Origin of the sequence: Pseudomonas asplenii, from assembly GCF_900105475.1 — a bacterium.
Lineage (GTDB): Bacteria > Pseudomonadota > Gammaproteobacteria > Pseudomonadales > Pseudomonadaceae > Aquipseudomonas > Aquipseudomonas asplenii.
On record NZ_LT629777.1, the window covers coordinates 6,073,831 to 6,092,608 of the forward strand.

The window sequence follows — 18,778 nt, forward strand, 5'->3', positions numbered from 1 at the left end:
ACCACAACACGGCACCCACCTCACTGCCAGCCGAATCGACGGCAGTAGAAGCCCTTCACCGCCTGCGTCAGCGCCATGTACGCCAGCAGGATCACCGGCAGGAACACGAAGTACAGCGACGGCAACGCCTGCAACTTGAAGTAATGCGCCAGCGGGCCCATCGGCAGGAAGATCCCCACCACCATGATGACCAACGTCATGATCATCAGCGGCGTCGCCGCGCGGCTTTGCAGGAACGGAATCTTCGGCGTGCGGATCATGTGCACGATCAGCGTCTGGGTCAGCAGGCCGACCACGAACCAGCCCGACTGGAACAACGTCTGGTGATCCGGGGTGTTGGCATCAAAGACATACCACATCAAGGCGAACGTGGTGATGTCAAAGATCGAACTGATCGGCCCGAAGAAGAACATGAAGCGCCCGACATCCGCCGGCTGCCAGCGCTGCGGCTTGCGCAGCAGGTCCTCGTCGACGTTATCGAACGGGATGGCGATCTGCGAGATGTCGTACAGCAGGTTCTGCACCAGCAGGTGCATCGGCAGCATCGGCAGGAACGGAATGAAGGCGCTGGCCACCAGCACCGAGAACACGTTGCCGAAGTTCGAGCTGGCGGTCATCTTGATGTACTTGAGCATGTTGGCGAAGGTGCGACGCCCTTCGAGCACGCCCTCCTCCAGCACCATCAGGCTCTTTTCCAGCAGGATGATGTCGGCCGCTTCCTTGGCGATGTCCACCGCGCTGTCCACCGAAATGCCGATATCGGCGGTACGCAGGGCCGGTGCGTCATTGATGCCGTCCCCCATGAAACCGACCACATGGCCGTTGGCCTTGAGCAGGCGAACGATACGTTCCTTGTGCGACGGCGTCAGTTTGGCAAACACGTTGGTGGTCTCGATCGCCTTGGCCAACTGCTTGTCGCTCATGCGCTCGATGTCGTTGCCCATCAACAGGCCCTGCTGCTCCAGACCGACCTCGCGACAGATCTTGGCGGTCACCAGCTCGTTGTCGCCGGTCAGCACTTTCACCGCGACGCCGTGTTCAGCCAGCGCACGCAGGGCCGGAGCGGTGCTTTCCTTGGGCGGGTCGAGGAAGGCCACGTAGCCGATCAGGGTCAGATCCTGTTCGTCGGCCAGGCTGTAGACATCCTCACCGGCTTCCATGGAGCGCGCCGCGACCGCCACCACCCGCAACCCCTCTTCGTTGAACGTCGCAGTGACCTGGCGAATCCGCGCCAACAGTTCGTCGGTCAGCGGTTCCTCGGCCTCGCCGTGACGCACCCGGGTGCACACCGACAAGACTTCCTCTACCGCGCCCTTGCAGATCAGCAGGTGTGGATGGTCCTGCTCGACCACCACCACCGACATACGCCGACGATTGAAGTCGAACGGGATCTCGTCAACCTTCTGAAACGCGGTACCGACCTGCAACTCACGGTGCACCTCGACATGTTCGAGCACCGCGACGTCCAGCAGGTTTTTCAGGCCGGTCTGGTAATAGCTGTTGAGGTAGGCCATTTCCAGCACATCCTCGGACTCCTCGCCCCAGACATCGACATGCCGCGCCAGGAAAATCCTGTCCTGGGTCAGGGTACCGGTCTTGTCGGTGCACAGCACATCCATCGCGCCGAAGTTCTGGATCGCATCCAGGCGCTTGACGATGACCTTCTTGCGCGACAGGAACACCGCGCCCTTGGCCAGCGTCGAGGTGACGATCATCGGCAGCATTTCCGGCGTCAGGCCGACGGCGATCGACAGCGCGAACAGCAGCGCCTCCATCCAGTCGCCCTTGGTGAAGCCGTTGATGAACAGTACCAGTGGCGCCATGACGAACATGAAGCGGATCAGCAGCCAGCTGACTTTGTTCACCCCGTGCTGGAACGAGGTCGGCGCGCGGTCGGTGGCGCTGACCCGCTGGGCCAGGGCGCCGAAATAGGTGTTGTTGCCGGTGGTCAGCACCACTGCGGTGGCCGCCCCGGAGACCACGTTGGTGCCCATGAACAGGATGTTGTCCAGATCCAGCGGGTTATTGGCGCTGGGGTCGATCTGACGGACGAATTTCTCCACCGGCATGGACTCGCCGGTCATCGCCGCCTGGCTGACGAACAGGTCCTTGGCGGTCAGCACCCGGCAGTCGGCGGGAATCATGTCGCCGGCCGAGAGCACGATCAGGTCGCCCGGCACCAACTGGCGGATCGGCAACTCGATACGCTGGGCACCCTGAACCTGAGCCGAGGCTGCATGGAACTTGCCGAACACCGGGGTGGTGTGTGCGGCGAAATCCCGGCGCATGACCGTCGCGGTGTTGCTGACCATGGCCTTGAGCGCATCGGCGGCCTTGTTCGACTTGGCTTCCTGCCAGAAACGCAGCAGGGTCGAGAGCACCACCATGGAGAAGATCACCGTGGCGGCCTTGAGGTCATCGGTCAGCCAGGAAATCAGCGCCAGCAGGGTCAACAGCAGGTTGAAAGGATTCTTGTAGCAGTGCCACAAGTGTACCCACCACTTCAGCGGCTGCTCATGCTCGACCTCGTTGAGCCCGAACTTTTCCCGCAACTGTTGGGCCTGGGCTTCGCTCAAGCCGTCGGCATGGGCGCCAAGGCGCTCCAGCAAGCCCAGGGGGTGATCGTTGGCGGCCGACACCAGGGTCTGCGCCAGGGTGGGCGGAACCTCGCGGCTGACCGTGGCGTTGGTCAGGCTTTCAAGCAAGGCCAGACGGCGAAAGTGCCGGGCGAAATGCCGGGTCCGCAGGAAACCGGCAAAGAATTCCTTCAACAGGGTGAGGTTCATGGGGCTGACTCCCGCTCCACCGACCCGGCTCCTGCAACGGCAGAAAGACGGTCGACATTGATCGTGCGAGCAGAATCCACATGCGCGATACCGCCAGCGCGTGCCAGGCCCAATCGGACAGTCACGGTTGGCCGCCAGGCAAAAATGCCAGGCGCGTCGATAGCGTCGCGACAGGCCAGGGGCCACATCACACACTGTTCAGTGTCGGGAAAAGGGACTTCGCAAGACAGCCGCCAGGGGCTGTGATCGGAATGCCGCTTCTCGCTTTCGGGCGAGACAACGGCAGGTGGAGGCTGCGCGTTATCTTGCCGAGAATATGCCGGTCATCGGAACCGGCCGACTACTGTCACTCGAACAAGTACCCACATGGGCCTCCGCAATGGATGAAAACGCGCGAAGCTTACACTTCGACATTTACAGCGTAAACGGTAACCAGGCGTTTCGCAGGGCTACCGAAAGGTTCTTCAGGCAGGGTTCAGGTTGGGGAGGACGAACAGCCTTCGCAGTCCCACTGACGCATACGGGAACGGCAGTGTTTCATCGCATTGACGATATGTTTTTCCACCAGGCTGCGGGAGATATTCAGGCGTTCGGCGATTTCCGGATGCGACAGCCCCTCCAGCTTTCGCAACATGAAACTGTCTCGACACAAAGGCGGCAGCTCAGTCAGGGCACGCTGCAGCATGTGCAGGCGCAGGTCGTGGTCCAGTTCGGTTTGCGGCGAAGGACTGAAAAACCGTTCATCGGTATCGAGCACTTCCAGCGACTCGTTCTGGCGCACGGCATTGCGCCGATGGTCATCGATCACCAGGTTCATCGCCGTGCGATAGAGAAAGGCCCGCGGCTGTTCGATCGGTGTGTCATGGGAGCGTTCCAGCACCCGCACATAGGCATCATGTACCACATCCTCGACAATCTCGCGGTTACCCAGTCTCGCATTGAGGAAACACACCAGTTCGCGGTAGTAGTTTTCCAATGTGACTCCTGTTCGCACGCGGGGCGGGGGCCGGTCCTTGCGTCATCGACGATTTCGATGATGGCAGTTTGAGAACGTGTAATTTATAGTAATTCTCATATAGATTTAAAGTGTTACCGAAGAAAAGACTGCAATGTCTGGAAAAACAGCATCGGACAAAGGCTTAAATTCGCCACAGGGCTCCTCGTCTAACTGAAAGCTCCCGTGCTCCTGCCAGCGACCGATATCACACTGTCGCGTGGCCACGGTTCGATCTTCCATCGGCTGGAACCCTGCATGAAACGTCCTCGACGCACCCGACGCGCCCTGCTTGTCTCACTCTGCCTGATCCCTGTCGTCGCCTTCGCCACCTGGCAGATCCTGCCACCCGGGCGCGACAGCTTCCCCACCGTCACGGTCAGCCGCGGTGATATAGAAAGCAGCGTGACCGCGCTTGGCACCCTGCAGCCCCGTCGTTATGTCGATGTCGGTGCCCAGGCTTCCGGGCAAATCCACAAGATCCACGTCGAAGCCGGCGATCAGGTCAAGGAAGGCCAGTTGCTGGTGGAGATCGACCCATCGACGCAGAAAGCCAAGCTCGACGCAGGCCGTTATTCCATCGAAAACCTCAAGGCCCAGCTGCAGGAGCAACGTGCCCTGCACGAGTTGGCCCGGCAGAAGTACCAGCGCCAACTGCAACTCAATGCCGGCGGCGCGACCCGGGTCGAGGACATTCAGAGTGCCCAGGCCGAAATGCGTACCACCCAGGCACGCATCAATATGTTCCAGGCACAGATTCTCCAGGCCCAGGCCAGCCTGCGCAGCGACGAGGCAGAGCTGGGTTATACGCGCATCTATGCGCCCATGAACGGCACCGTGGTCGCCCTCGATGCCCGCGAGGGCCAGACCCTCAACGCGCAGCAGCAGACCCCGCTGATCCTGCGGATTGCCAGGCTGTCGCCGATGACGGTATGGGCCGAGGTCTCCGAAGCCGACATCGGCCACGTCAAACCGGGCATGAGCGCCTACTTCACCACCCTCAGCGGTGGCAACCGACGCTGGAGCAGCACCGTGCGGCAAATTCTGCCAGTGCCGCCCAAGCCGCTGGAGCAGTCCAGCCAGAGCGGCAGCAGCAGCCCCAGTGGCAGTGGCAAGAGCGGCGCCGCTCGAGTGGTGCTGTATACCGTGCTGCTGGATGTCGATAACGCCGACCAGGCGCTGATGGCGGAAATGACCACCCAGGTATTCTTTGTCGCCGACCGTGCGCAGAACGTCCTCACCGCACCGATCGCCGCCCTGCAGGGCGGCCACGAACCGCACCGACAGACCGCCCGTGTGGTTACCCCGCAAGGCCGGATCGAGACTCGCGAAGTCCGCACCGGCATCAGCGACCGCTTGCGCATAGAGGTACTCGAAGGCCTGGCCGAAGGCGATCACCTGCTGATCGGTCCGGCCTTCGGTAGCGGAGGCTGAATGCAAACGCCACTGATCGAACTGCAGGACATCCGTAAATCCTACGGTGGCGACGACAGCCCGCTGGTGGAAGTGTTGCGCGGCATCGACCTGTCGATCCATGCCGGGGAATTCGTCGCCATCGTCGGCGCCTCAGGCTCCGGCAAGTCGACCCTGATGAACATTCTCGGCTGCCTCGACCGCCCCACTTCCGGCAGCTACCGCTTCGCCGGCGAGCCGGTGGCCGAACTCGACACCGATGAACTGGCCTGGCTACGTCGCGAGGCCTTCGGGTTCGTGTTCCAGGGTTATCACCTGATCCCCTCCGGCTCGGCCCAGGAAAACGTCGAAATGCCGGCCATCTATGCCGGCACTCCGGCGGCCGAGCGCCATGCCCGCGCCACCGCCCTGCTCGACCGCCTGGGCCTGGCCAGCCGCCGCGGCAACCGCCCGCACCAATTGTCCGGCGGCCAGCAGCAACGGGTATCGATCGCCCGGGCGCTGATGAACGGCGGCCATATCATTCTTGCCGACGAACCCACCGGCGCCCTCGACAGCCATAGCGGCGCCGAGGTGATGAGCCTGCTCGACGAGTTGGCCAGCCAGGGCCACGTGGTGATACTGATTACCCATGACCGCGAAGTCGCCGCCCGTGCCAAGCGCATCATCGAAATCCGCGATGGCCTGATCATCAGCGACAACGCCAGCCAGGCCGACGCGCCGTTGCCCAACGCCAACCCCGGCTCCCTGCAGGCCGTGGATCTGCGCCAGCGCCTGAGCAATGGCAGCGAATACAACGGTGCCTGGAAAAGTGAACTGCTCGAGGCCGTGCAGGCCGCCTGGCGGGTGATGTGGATCAACCGCTTCCGCACCGCCCTGACCCTGCTCGGCATCGTCATCGGCGTCGCCTCGGTGGTGGTCATGCTGGCGGTGGGCGAAGGCAGCAAGCGCCAGGTCATCGCCCAGATGGGCGCCTTCGGCTCCAATATCATTTACCTCAGCGGCGCATCGCCCGCCCCGCGCGCTCCCCTGGGCGTGATCACCCTGGACGACGTGGCGGCACTGTCAGCCCTGCCCCAGGTGAAAATGATCATGCCGGTCAATGGCAACGACGCCACCGTACGTTTCGGTAATCTGGACCACAACGCCTATGTCGGCGGCAATGACACCCAGTTCCCGGCGATCTTCAACTGGCCGGTGGTCGAAGGCAGCTACTTCACCCAGGCCGATGCCCAGAGCGGCGCCGCCGTGGCGGTGATCGGCCACAAGATCCGCGACAAGCTGTTCCACGACCTGCCCACTGCCGTCGGACAATACCTGTTGATCGAGAACGTGCCCTTCCAGGTAGTCGGCGTACTCCAGGAAAAAGGCGCCACCTCCGGCGAGACCGACAGCGACGAACGTGTCGCGATTCCCTACACCGCCGCCAGCGTCCGCCTGTTCGGCACCCGCAATCCGGAGTATGTGGCCATCGCCACCAGTGACGGACGCAACGTCAAGGACGCCGAACGTGCCATCGACCAAGTGATGCTGACCATGCATGACGACCGCCGCGACTTCCGCCTGACCAACAACGCGGCAATGATCCAGGCAGAAGCCCGAACCCAGAACACGCTGTCGCTGATGCTCGGCTCGATTGCCGCCATCTCTCTGCTGGTGGGTGGGATCGGGGTCATGAACATCATGCTGATGACCGTCCGCGAACGCACCCGGGAAATCGGCATTCGCATGGCCACCGGTGCCCGCCAGCGGGACATCCTGCGCCAGTTCCTCACCGAAGCGGTGATGCTCTCGGTGGTGGGAGGCCTGACCGGCGTGGTCTTGGCAATGGCCGTCGGCGGCATCCTGCTACTCAGCAAGGTCGCCGTGGCGTTCTCCCTGGCCGCGGTTGCCGGTGCCTTCGCCTGCGCCCTGGTCACCGGCGTGATCTTCGGCTTCATGCCTGCCCGCAAAGCCGCCCGGCTCGATCCGGTGGCCGCCCTTACCAGTGAATGATCGATCTATGAAGCCGCAACTCTCCCTGCTTACAATCTGCCTGCTGCTCAATGCCTGCAGCGGCCCCGCTGCCCATCCGGACAGCGGCCTGGCGCCGCCGACAGCCTGGCAGTTTACCCAGCGCCAGGCACTGCAACAGGACAATCGCCCATGGTGGCGACAATTTGGCAGCCCCGAACTCGACCAACTGATCGACCAGGCACTCCTGGGCAGCCATGACATCGCCGCTGCCGCCGCACGGGTGCGTCAGGCCCGGGCCAGCGCGGTGATCGCCGGCGCCCCGCTACTGCCACAGGTCGATCTGAATCTGGACGCCAGCCGCAACAAGCTGCTGCACGGCACTGCCGACAGCGACAACAACAGCAAGAGCTTCGGCGCCGGCCTCAGCGCCACCTACGAGGTGGACTTCTGGGGCGGGCTGGCCGCCACCCGCGATAGCGCCCTGCAGAGCCTGCGGGCCAGCGAGTTCGACCGGGCCACGGTGGAGCTGACCCTGCTCGGCAGCGTCGCCGACCAGTACGCCCGCACCCTGTCCGCTCGCGAACAGCAGCACATCGCCGAACTGAACCTGGTCAATGCCCAGAACGTACTCAAGCTGGTGCAGACCCGCTACGACTCGGGCTCGGCCACAGCACTGGAGCTGGCCCAGCAGAAAAGCCTGGTGGCCGCCCAGCAGCGCCAATTGCCGCTGATCCAGCAACAGGCCGCAGAGTCGCTGATCAGCCTGGCCGCCCTGCTCGGCCAACCGGTACAGACGCTGAAAGTCGGCAGCCAGCCCTTCTCCAGCCTGAGCTGGCCACGGATCGACGCGGGCCTGCCCAGCGAGCTGCTGAGCCGCCGCCCGGACATCGCCCGGGCCGAAGCCCAACTGGCGGCGGCCCAGGCCGATGTCAAGGTGGCGCGGGCGGCGTTGCTGCCCAAGCTGACCTTGAGCGCCCGACTCGGCTCGGAGTCCAGTGAGACCTCCGAGGCCCTGCGCACACCGTTCTACAACCTGACCGCCGGGCTGGTTGCACCGGTGTTCAACCACGGCCGCCTGCGGGCGGAGCGGGACAAGGCCACGGCCCGTGAAGAGGAACTGCTGGAGACCTATCGCGGGGCGATCATCAACGGCTTCGCCGATGTCGAGAAAGCGCTCAACAGCATCGAGCGCCTGGACCAGCAACGCCAATGGCAGGAAGAAGAACTGCGCCAGGCCAAGGCGGCCTTCGAGCTGTCCCAGAGCCGCTACCGGGCGGGCGCCGCCGACCTGCTGACGGTGCTGGAAACCCAGCGCACGCTGTACGCCGCACAAGACCTGAACGTGCAACTGCGACTGAGCCGCGTACAGGCCAGCATCGCCTTGTACAAGGCGCTGGGCGGGGGCTGGACCGAACACTGAGCCTGCTGAGTCAATGGCTGCCCAGAACGGCCTTCAGCGCCTGGGTGGCCGAACACCGTCTGGTGGTCTGGTGGCAAGCCCGCTCGCCACACCAGGCCTCAGCAGCCCTTCCCCCCCGACCTCTGCAGCCCCTCAGCGATCTTTCAGCGACAGGTGACGGGCATACCACGGGCGCCGCGGCACCCGTCGCAGCAGGTCGGGCAGCCCCTTCTCGTCGGCGAAGGTGATACGCAGCGCCAACTTCATGGTCTCCGGGTCCATCTCCACCGACTTGCCGACGCTCAGGCCCGGCGTGGTACTGCAGCCATGGGTGCTCGGGCCCAACCACGGATCCTCCACCTCGACCCAGCGCCCAGGCGCGAACCACGGCACACCATTGACCTCCAGGCGCGTGACCTGGCCCGGATGGAAACGCTCGTGGGCACGGAACCAGTCCTCGATGCGATCGTCGATCCAGCCATGGAACAGCCAGAACACCGGGTGTACATGGGAAGAGAACGGGTCGCCGAGAAAGTCGTTTTCCGGCTCGAACCAGCGCGGGGCGAAATCGGTGAATTCGCGAGCCATTGGTACCGGTGCGCCGTTGGACGGATCGCGCGGCACGGCGGCCCAGCGCATGTGCAGCCAGTCGTGCAGGCCCAGTTCGAGTTCGGAGCCGAACTGGCCAAGCGTCAGCTTCGACAGGTAACGCGGGTCGGTGTACTGCGACTCCCAGACCTGGAAGTTGCTGTGGTAGGTGTCGGCACTCTTGATATCGCTGACCCACTGGCTGTAGTCATCATCGTCTTCGGCCAGCCAGGTCGGCGGTACGGCCCAGCCGTCATGGTTATCGAAATACTCGATGAAGCCCTGACGATCACGCCCCAACTCCGGCTGCGGCTGCGGGAAACGGCGCCAGGACGGCAGCGGCTGGATCGCGCGGGCGGCCCGCAGCATATGCCGGTGCATGAAGAAGAAATCGATACCCGAGCCATTGCGGTCCTTGCGCGGACCGCGGGCGTCACGTTCCTTGTCCCGGGGCCCGGGCTGCCAACCGATGCCACGCAGGCCATCGCGTTTTTCCTCGGGCAACTTGTGCCACTTGTCCCGGGTGGCGTGCCAGAGCTGGTGGAACAACCGATGCTCGGGCGACACCAGCCAGGCGAGCAGGGGCGCACTCAGGCCGATACGCTCGCGAGCTTCGGGAAAAGTATGCTTGGTGGCGACAAAACGGCTGTCCAGTTGGGTCAGCGCCAGTGGCCGGTCAAGGCGTTCGATGCGCCCGGAGAGAGTACCCGTACCGGCATTGCCATAGGTCGCCCAGACCTCATCCAGGGTCATGCTCAATTCGTATTCGGGAAACGCCTGCCCAGCACGGAAAAGGCGCCAGAACAGTTGCGCGCCATCAGCCACCGCCAGGTCAGCGACCACGCGCAGACGGGGCTCGGCCTTGCCACGCAGGCCCTCGGCCGTGTCGATGAACCCGCAGACCGCACGGCCGCGTGGAGCGATATCGAGCAATACCTGCACACCCTCCAGGGGCAGCCCGGCCAGACCGGCATCACGGCCCTCGAAACGAATATTCCAGACGCCACGCAAGTGGTTGGCCAGACGCTGGCCGGCCGTGTCGAGCAGATCGACCGTGGCCTCACCTGGCGTGATGGGCTCGTCCTCGCGCATCAGTTCACGGTGTGCGTAATAAGCCGCGGGGATGGCAGCGCCGGTAAGCGCCAGGCCCGCTATGAACCCTCGTCGAGAAATCGTCATCGCCCTACCTGTGTCAGCCTTGAAGCAGGCTCTATCCCAGCTAGGACGTTGAACCCGGGGCAAAATTTAGCCTCCGTCAGTTTGCAAAAGCGCTAAATTCCGTGCCTCTCCACTCGTTCCTCCCAGATAGCAAAAGCCCTTGGGGCTGCCTGTGACCTGCGAACCAGAATGAGATGGCAATGATAAAACCGCGCTCGAAAAAGGCTCTCTATATCGGTCTGCCACTGGCCCTGGCCATCGGCGCAGCCTCTGCCTGGTTGGGCTGGCAGTACTGGCCAGATCCGGGTTATCCGCTGAAGATCGTCAAGCAGGCGGATGAGTTGCAGGACCGGATCATCTCTTTCGATAGCCATATTACCGTGCCCCTGACCTTCGGTGCCGAAGGCCGCGAGGCCGACAAGGATGGCGCCACTCAGTTCGACCTGGCGAAAGCGGCACGCGGGCGTCTGTCGGGTGCGGCACTGACGGTTTTCGGCTGGCCGGAAATCTGGAACGGCCCGAATGCTCCGCATCGCCCGACAGCGGGTTTCGTCGATGAGGCCCGCAAACAGCAGGAAGTTCGCTACAAGATCATTACAGGGATAGTCCGTGACTTTCCCAATCAGGTGGGGATCGCCTACACCCCCGATGACATGCGCCGGCTGCATGGAGAAGGCAAGTTCGCGATTTTCATCAGCATGCTCAACGCCTATCCGCTGGGCCACGACCTCAGCCTGCTGGACACCTGGGCCGCACGCGGCATGCGCATGTTCGGCTTCAGCTACGTGGGCAACAACGACTGGGCCGACTCGTCCCGACCACTGCCGTTTCTCAACGATACCCCAGACGCCCTCGGCGGCCTGTCCGACATCGGCAAGCAGGCAGTGCAGCGTCTCAACGACCTGGGGGTGATCATCGACGTCTCGCAGATGTCGACCAAGGCCCTGGAACAGGTCAGCCAGTTGAGCCGCACGCCGATGGTCGCGTCCCACTCGGCGCCCCGCGCGCTGGTGGACATTCCGCGCAACCTCAGCGACCAGGAAATGCAACTGATCAAGAACAGCGGCGGCGTGGTGCAGATCGTCGCGTTCCCCGCCTACCTGCGGCCGTTGAGCCAGCCCACCCTGGATAAGCTCAATGCCCTGCGCAAGCGTTTCGACCTGCAGCCCCTGACGAACCTGGCCATGGCACTGATGCCCGGCGATCCGATCATCACCGTCTGGCCGGAACAGCGCTTCGGCGAATACGCCAGCGAGCTGTACGCGATCCTCGACAAGGAACCCAAGGCCGACCTCAAGGACTTCGGCAACGCCATCGACTATGCGGTGAAAAAAATCGGCATCGACCACGTCGGCATCAGTTCGGACTTCAACGACGGCGGCGGCATCGACGGTTTCAAGGACGTCAGCGAAGCACGCAACGTGACTGCCGAACTGCTCCAGCGCGGTTATTCCGAAGCCGATATCGCCAAGCTCTGGGGCGGCAACTTCCTGCGAGTCTGGGACCAGGTACAGAAGGCCGCCAAACCCTGAACGCCTGCGCCCGGCCTGAAGCGGGATTGCCCACTTCAGCCCGTGCGCCGATCCATTATCCAGACCGTCCAAGTGATCACTCATGACTGACCGCAGAACCTTTCTCAAGCAGGCCGGCCTGCTCGCTGCCAGCCTGCCGCTCGGTGCCCGCCTGGACCTGGCCGCCGCCTCCACACCGGCCGCCGCCCCCACGCAGAGCGGCGATAAATGGACGCGACTGCGCCAGCTGTTCGACCAGGACCCGGACTACCTGCACTTCTCCAACTTCCTGGTCACCAGCCACCCCAAGCCCGTACGCGACGCCATCGAGCGCCATCGCGCGGCCATCGATCGCAACCCGGGCCTGGCAATGGACTGGGACCTGGCCGAAACCTGGAAGCGCGAAAACCAGGTACGCCAGGCCGCTGGACGCTACCTGAAGGCCCAGCCGGGCCAGATCGCCCTGACCGGCAGCACCACCGAAGGCCTGGCGATGATCTACGGCGGCATCCATGTGCGCCCCGACCAGGAAATTCTCACCACCGAGCACGAGCATTACTCGACCCGCAACACCCTGCGGCTGCGCACCGAACGCGAAGGCACCCGCGTGCGCAAGATCAGCCTGTTCAAGGCCCCCCAGCGGGTCTCGGCCGATGAAGTGCTCGGTAATATCGCCCGAGCCATCAAGCCGCAAACCCGGGTCCTGGGCATGACCTGGGTGCAATCGGGCAGCGGGGTCAAGCTGCCGATTGGCGAGATCGGCAAGCTGGTGGAGGAAAAGAACCGCGATCGCGACGACAAGGACCGCATCCTCTATGTGGTCGACGGGGTCCACGGCTTCGGCGTCGACAACCTCGACTTCCCGGACATGCACTGCGACTTCTTCATTGCCGGTACCCACAAGTGGCTGTTCGGCCCGCGTGGCACCGGCATTGTCTGCGCCCGCTCGGAAGAGGTCAGGGACGTCACGCCGCTGGAACCGACCTTCTCCGAAGACACCAACTTCGCCACCTCGATGAGCCCAGGTGGCTATCACGCCTTCGAACACCGCTGGGCCCTGGACCAGGCCTTCGAACTGCACCTGGAACTGGGCAAGGCCGAGGTCCAGGCGCGGATCCATGCGCTCAACACTGAACTCAAGCAGCGCCTGCAGGCCGACTCGCGTATCGAACTGGTCACGCCCATGAGCCCGCAACTGTCGGCCGGTTTCAGCTTCTTCCGGGTCAAGGGCCAGGACAGCGACCAGGTCGCAGCCAGGCTACTCAAGAACAAGGTGGTGGTCGATGCGGTGGACCGCGACGTAGGGCCCGTGGTGCGCACCGCCCCCGGCCTGCTCAATAGCGAAGCCGAACTGGACCGGTTCATGACCCTGCTCGGCCAGCAACTATGAATCGGGCCCGGCGGCACGGCCCAGCGTTTTCAGATTTCTGCCTGCGAGATATCCCATGACAGCACAATGCCCCAGCACCCGTTCCCGTGTCGGCCTCCGGTCGGCCATGACCCTCGCCGCCCTGTTCGCCGCCGGGCTGTGCGGCAATGCCTGCGCCGCCAGCGCCCCGTTGCCGGGCAAGGTGTTCAAGGACTGCAAGGACTGCCCGGAAATGGTGGTGCTGCCCGCGGGTACCTTCACCATGGGCAGCCCCGAGGACGAGGTCGGCCGCGAGCCGGATGAAGGGCCGATGCACGAGGTCACCTTCAAGAAAGCCTTCGCCATCAGTCGCTTCCAGGTACTGGCCGGCGAATGGAAAGCCTACCTGCACAGCACCGGCTACAAGATGCCGGATGGCGATACCCGCCCGGGCCGCGAGTGCCTGGCCGGCGAGCCGCGCTATCCCATGAGCGACCGGCAACCGGCGGTCTGCATGGACTGGCGCGAGGCCGAGGCCTATGCGAAGTGGCTGTCGAAGAAAACCGGCAAAGCCTATCACCTGGTCAGCGAGGCCCAGCGTGAATACGCCGTGCGCGGCGGCACCACGGGGCCCTTCCCGTTCCCCTTCGACGAGGGCAAGGCGTACAGCATCGCCCAGCATGCCAACACCTACGGTCCGGCAGACGGCTTCAGCTACACCTCGCCGGCCGGCAGCTTCCCAGCCAATGCCTTTGGCGTCTATGACGGCCACGGCAATGTCTGGGAATGGACCGCCGACTGCTATGTCGATACCTACCAGGGCGCACCGACCGACGGCAGTCCACGCCTGGATAGCCAGGAATGCGAGGACCGCCGCTCGATCCGCGGTAATGACTGGACTGAAGCGCCGGTCTTCTCCCGTTCCGCCAACCGCAACGAACGCAGCGAGTACACCCGCGGTGACTGGCTGGGTTTGCGCGTTGCCCGCGAACTCTAAATCCCACCGCGAAACACTCGTCTAAAGAGTTCAAGGCGCCGTGCGCGGCGCCTGTTTCCCAAGTCCTTCACGAGTAGCCCCCATGCCTCTCCAAGCACAAAGCCTCGCCCAGGAAACCCTGAGGATCCTCAAGCCCTTCTGGCTGCTGGTGGTCCTCTCGGCCGCCCTGGGGGTGGTCAGCGGACTCAGTGTCACGGCCCTGCTGGCGACCATCAACGACGCCATGAACGCGGACGGCGGCCCGGGTACCCGCATCGCCCTGCTGTTTGGCAGCCTGTGCCTACTGACCCTGGCCTGCTCGACCGTTTCCAACCTGCTGACCAACTACGTCGGCCAGCGGGTGGTCGCCCGGCTGCGACAGGAACTGGCCGCCAAGGTCCTGGTGGCGCCTATCGAGCAACTGGAACGTTATCGTGCCCACCGGCTGATCCCGGTGCTGCTCAACGACGTCAGCACCATCAGCACCTTTGCCCTGTCGGTGGCGCCGATGGTAATTGCCTTCACCGTCACCCTCGGCTGCCTGGCCTACCTGGCCGCGCTGTCCTGGCAGATTCTCGCCCTGACCCTGTTGACCGTGGTCATCGGCAGCGGCGCGCAGTGGCTCGCCCATCGCGTTGGCATGCGCAGCATCCTGCGTGCCCGGGACGGCGAAGACGAGTTGCAGAAGCACTACCAGGCGATTTCCGCCGGGGCCAAGGAACTGCGTATCCAGCGCCAGCGCCGCCAGTTCATGCACGACCAGCAGATCCATGGCACCACCGAACGCATCAGCCAGGCCAACATCCGCGCGGCAAACATCTTCGTCAGCGCCGAAACCTTCGGCTCGATGCTGTTCTTCGCGGTCATCGGCATCGCCATCACCTTCCAGGCCCTCTGGCCGACCACCGACAAGACCGTGCTCGGCGGCTTCGTGCTGGTCATGCTGTACATGAAGGGCCCACTGGAACGACTGGTCACCACGATCCCGAGCATCAGCCGTGCCGAGATCGCCTTCCGCCGCATCGCCGAGCTGTCGTGGCGCTTCTCCTCGCCGGAGCCGCACCTGCTGGTCAGCGACCGTGACCTCGATCCGACGCCACTGCAGAGCATCGAACTGCGTCAGTTGCGCTACGACTACCCCTCGGTCGAAGGCGTCCCGCCGTTTCACCTGGGGCCGGTGGACCTGACCATCCGCCAGGGCGAGATCGTCTTCATCGTCGGTGAGAACGGCTGTGGCAAGACCACCCTGATCAAACTGCTGCTGGGCCTGTACACACCACAACAGGGCGAGGTCCGCCTCAATGGCGCGCCGGTCACCGCCCAGGGCCTGGACGACTATCGTCAGCTGTTCACCACCATCTTCGCCGACTACTACCTGTTCGACGAAGTGGCCCAAGGGGGTACTCCACTGCCACCGGAGTCGATCAAGTACCTGCAACGCCTGGACATCGCCCACAAGGTCAGCATCCGCGACGGCAGCTTCAGCACTACCGACCTCTCCACTGGCCAGCGCAAGCGCCTGGCGTTGCTCAATGCCTGGCTGGAGCAACGCCCGGTGCTGGTGTTCGACGAATGGGCAGCGGACCAGGATCCGGCGTTTCGCCGGGTGTTCTACACCGAGCTGCTGCCCGAACTGCGCGACCAGGGCAAGACCATCATCGTCATCTCCCACGATGACCGTTACTTCCCGGTGGCCGACCAGCTGGTGCGCATGCAGGCGGGGCAGATCCAGGTCGAACGCGTACAACGGGCGACTGAGCCCGCCTGAACCCGGTCACCCCGCGCGCAACGCGCGGGGCCAACCCGCCTAAATTCCCCCGCCGTCACTTCGTTCTTCCTATAGCCAGCGACCCGACAGTCCCTCCGGCATTGCGTTGCGCAAGCAGCGCCCATGGAAGAAAGCCCCCTCAGCAAAATTTTTCCGCTTTGTTTTCCGATTTTGTCGGGCTGGTGCGTCTTCTTCTCAAGTAATAACAATTCCTAGTTGCTTTTCCACACTTAGAAAGAGCTGAAAGAATGCCGACAACACACCGACTGACACCCCTGAGCAAGGCCTTGCTGGTTCGCAAGATGCTGCGCTCGCCTGTCACGCTCGGCGCCATGGGGATGGCGCTGGCACTGCCGATGGCTGCGCAGGTACAGGCCCAGGAGTTCCAATTCGACATTGCTGCCCAGCCACTGCCGGCGGCCCTGCATGAACTCGGGCGCCAGGGCAATATCCAGGTGCTGTACAACCCGGAGCGGGTGCAGGGCCTGCAGGGGGCGGCGGTCAAGGGCAAACTCACACCCGGCCAGGCGGCCAGTGAATTGCTGAAGAACACCGGTGTGAACTACAGCTTCCAGGGCGACACCCTGACCCTGAGCAGTGCCCCAGCCAGCGCCACCGGTTCAGGTCTGAACCTGGCGGCCACGACCATCAGCGCCCAGGCCCAGACCCTGGGTACCAGCACTGACGGTACTGGCTCCTACACGACCGGTGCAGTCACCATCGGCAAGACCCCACACTCCCTGCGTGAAACGCCACAGTCGGTCACGGTGGTGACACGCCAGCAGATGGATGACAAGAACCTCACCAAGCTCGATGAGGTGATGGCCCAGACCACTGGTATCACTCGTTCCAATCGTAACTTCGGCGGCAACGTCTTCAACTCCCGAGGCTTTACCCTGGAAGACGACAGTTACATGATCGATGGCGTTCCGGGGCTGGCCTACAACCTCACCGGCTGGCTCCGGCCCGACATGGCGGTATTCGACCGCGTCGAGGTCCTGCGCGGAGCTTCCGGTCTGTTGGTCGGTGCGGGCAACCCCGGTGGCGCGGTCAACCTGGTGCGCAAGCGTCCGACCTCCGATCCGCACTTCTCGATCAGCACCAGCGCCGGGTCCTGGGACAACTACCGCATGGATCTGGACGGCAGTGGCCGACTGAACGAGCAAGGCACCTTGCGCGGTCGTGCAGTGGTCGCCTATGAGGACCGTGGCTACTTCCAGGATGGGCTCAACTCCCAGACGCCGTTGCTGTACGGCATCGTCGAAGCCGACCTGAACGACTCCACGACCCTGGCTGTCGGCCTGCGGCATCAGCGCACGCTCTACCAGGGCTACACGATTTTCGGCCTGCCCCGCTACAGCAACGGTCGCGAGATTGACGTCTCGCGCTCCACCTCGCTGGGCCAGGACTGGAACCGCCACGAAATCGAAGTCAACGAAGTCTTCGCCGACCTGGAACATCATCTCAACGACAACTGGACCAGCAAGGTATCGGTGACGCAATCGGAGAGCATGTTCAACCAGCGCGTGGCCTACTCACAGGGTGCTCTGGACCCTGTGACTCAAAGTGGCACCGAACTCAGCAACACCCAGTTCCGCCGTGAATACGTCACCAGCAAGGGCATCGACGGTCATATCGCGGGCAACTTCGATGCCTTTGGCCTGACCCATGAGTTGATGGTCGGCGCCAACTGGTCGCAGCAGCATATTCTGAGTAAACAGTCACTGGTACCGATCGACCTGCCGATCGACGTCTTCGACCCCAATCACCATCTCATCTCCAAGCCGCAGCAACCGTCCTGGCAGAGCCTGGACGATATCACCCAGCGCCAGTACGGCCTGTACAGCACACTGCGCCTGCGCCTGGCCGAGCCTCTGAGCCTGGTGCTCGGCGGCCGTCTGAGCTGGTACAAGAACGACAACACACGATACGACTACCCCAGTGACATCACGGGTATAACGGCCACCCAAACCACGCCCAACAACTACCGCGAAGACAAGAAGTTCACACCGTTCGCCGGAGTTATCTACGATCTGAACGAAGAATGGTCGTGGTACGCCAGCTATGCCGATATCTTCCGTCCGCAAAGCAATTACCGGGATGCATCGGGTAAAGGCCTGGACCCAACACTCGGCTCCAACTATGAAACCGGCATCAAGGGGGCGTTGTATGATGGCCGCCTGAACCTGTCCGCTGCAGTGTTCTACATCAAACAGAAAGACCTGTTCCAGACAGACGACGCCGCTACCAGTGCTACCCCCGAGGCCTGCCTGCGAAACAACCCCAGCAGCGGCTCCTGCTACGTGAACGGTCCACCCAGCACCAGCAAGGGCGTAGAGCTCGAAGCCAGCGGCGAAGTCGCTACCGGCTGGCAGATGAGCGCGGGTTACACCTACAACATCACCCGCAACGACGATGGTTCTTCCATCGACTCCGAAACGCCGAAGCATATGCTGCGCGTTTCCACCATGTACAACCTGCAAGGCAACCTCAATCGCCTGAGCGTGGGCGGTGGCGTGTCGACCCAGAGCGGTTACGTATCGCACTTCAACGACCAGGACATTCCCAACCCGGGCCGGGCCATCTGGGATGCGCGCACGCAGTACAAGCTGGACGACCACTGGAAACTGTCGTTCGACCTGAAGAACGTCTTCGACAAGAAGTACTACGAAGCGACCGGCGAACTGCGCCGCGGCAGCTACTACGGCGAACCCCGCAACTTCATGGTCACCCTGCGCGGCGACTTCTGACACAGGCGGTTGGCGTCACAAGAACCAAGGGGCGACCCTTGGTTTTTTCATGGGCGCACGCTGGTGGTCAGCGGCCCTGTTGTGGCGAGCGGACTTGCCCCCGCTGGGGCGCGTAGTGGCCCTGAAAACGG

Annotated in this window: 11 protein-coding genes; 8 read left to right on the forward strand and 3 right to left on the reverse strand. The window is 63.4% G+C overall.

Annotation, left to right across the window (positions count from 1 at the left end; translation table 11 throughout):
* Window positions 1-20: 20 nt before the first annotated feature.
* Together mgtA and BLU37_RS26975 are read right to left on the reverse strand one after the other, a co-directional pair.
* Window positions 21-2,786 (reverse strand): magnesium-translocating P-type ATPase, encoded by a 2,766-nt coding sequence (mgtA, locus tag BLU37_RS26970; RefSeq protein ID WP_090210447.1) that lies wholly within the window; start codon window positions 2,784-2,786, stop codon window positions 21-23.
* A 475-nt stretch (window positions 2,787-3,261) separates the two neighbouring features.
* Window positions 3,262-3,762 carry a sigma-70 family RNA polymerase sigma factor gene (locus BLU37_RS26975; protein WP_010446826.1) on the reverse strand — a complete coding sequence of 167 codons (501 nt, stop codon included), beginning with the start codon at window positions 3,760-3,762 and terminating at the stop codon, window positions 3,262-3,264.
* A gap of 276 nt (window positions 3,763-4,038) precedes the next feature.
* Here BLU37_RS26975 and BLU37_RS26980 point away from each other — a divergent pair, with 276 nt between their 5' ends.
* Genes BLU37_RS26980 through BLU37_RS26990 form a run of 3 tightly spaced genes read left to right on the forward strand, consistent with a single transcriptional unit; the run spans window position 4,039 to window position 8,569 of the window.
* The gene (locus tag BLU37_RS26980; protein ID WP_090211018.1) at window positions 4,039-5,214 is read left to right on the forward strand and encodes an efflux RND transporter periplasmic adaptor subunit; all 1,176 of its coding nucleotides are present in this window, start codon (window positions 4,039-4,041) and stop codon (window positions 5,212-5,214) included.
* Window positions 5,215-7,188: a MacB family efflux pump subunit gene (locus BLU37_RS26985; RefSeq protein WP_090210449.1), complete on the forward strand. Its 1,974-nt coding sequence runs from the start codon at window positions 5,215-5,217 to the stop codon at window positions 7,186-7,188. It begins immediately after the preceding gene.
* Between the two features lie 7 nt (window positions 7,189-7,195).
* Entirely contained in the window at window positions 7,196-8,569 is a 1,374-nt protein-coding gene (locus BLU37_RS26990; protein WP_090210450.1) for an efflux transporter outer membrane subunit, read from the forward strand.
* 132 nt (window positions 8,570-8,701) lie between these two features.
* On the opposite strand, the gene pvdP is transcribed toward BLU37_RS26990, so the two are convergent.
* Complete coding sequence (gene pvdP, locus BLU37_RS26995; RefSeq protein WP_090210451.1) at window positions 8,702-10,315, reverse strand: pyoverdine maturation tyrosinase PvdP; 1,614 nt, start codon at window positions 10,313-10,315, stop codon at window positions 8,702-8,704.
* A gap of 179 nt (window positions 10,316-10,494) precedes the next feature.
* Between pvdP and pvdM the strand changes: the two genes are divergently transcribed.
* The 5 genes from pvdM to BLU37_RS27020 all read left to right on the forward strand — a co-directional run bounded on the left by pvdM (window position 10,495) and on the right by BLU37_RS27020 (window position 18,647).
* Window positions 10,495-11,826, forward strand: coding sequence for a pyoverdine-tailoring dipeptidase-like protein PvdM (gene pvdM, locus BLU37_RS27000; RefSeq protein WP_090210453.1), 1,332 nt, complete (start codon window positions 10,495-10,497; stop codon window positions 11,824-11,826).
* Window positions 11,827-11,908: 82 nt separating this feature from the next.
* Window positions 11,909-13,195 carry a pyoverdine-tailoring periplasmic protein PvdN gene (pvdN, locus tag BLU37_RS27005; protein ID WP_090210455.1) on the forward strand — a complete coding sequence of 429 codons (1,287 nt, stop codon included), beginning with the start codon at window positions 11,909-11,911 and terminating at the stop codon, window positions 13,193-13,195.
* A gap of 106 nt (window positions 13,196-13,301) precedes the next feature.
* Complete coding sequence (gene pvdO, locus BLU37_RS27010) at window positions 13,302-14,150, forward strand: dihydropyoverdine dehydrogenase (protein WP_232000530.1); 849 nt, start codon at window positions 13,302-13,304, stop codon at window positions 14,148-14,150.
* A gap of 82 nt (window positions 14,151-14,232) precedes the next feature.
* Complete coding sequence (locus tag BLU37_RS27015; protein WP_090210459.1) at window positions 14,233-15,897, forward strand: cyclic peptide export ABC transporter; 1,665 nt, start codon at window positions 14,233-14,235, stop codon at window positions 15,895-15,897.
* A 248-nt stretch (window positions 15,898-16,145) separates the two neighbouring features.
* The gene (locus BLU37_RS27020) at window positions 16,146-18,647 is read left to right on the forward strand and encodes a TonB-dependent siderophore receptor (protein ID WP_090210461.1); all 2,502 of its coding nucleotides are present in this window, start codon (window positions 16,146-16,148) and stop codon (window positions 18,645-18,647) included.
* Window positions 18,648-18,778: the final 131 nt, after the last annotated feature.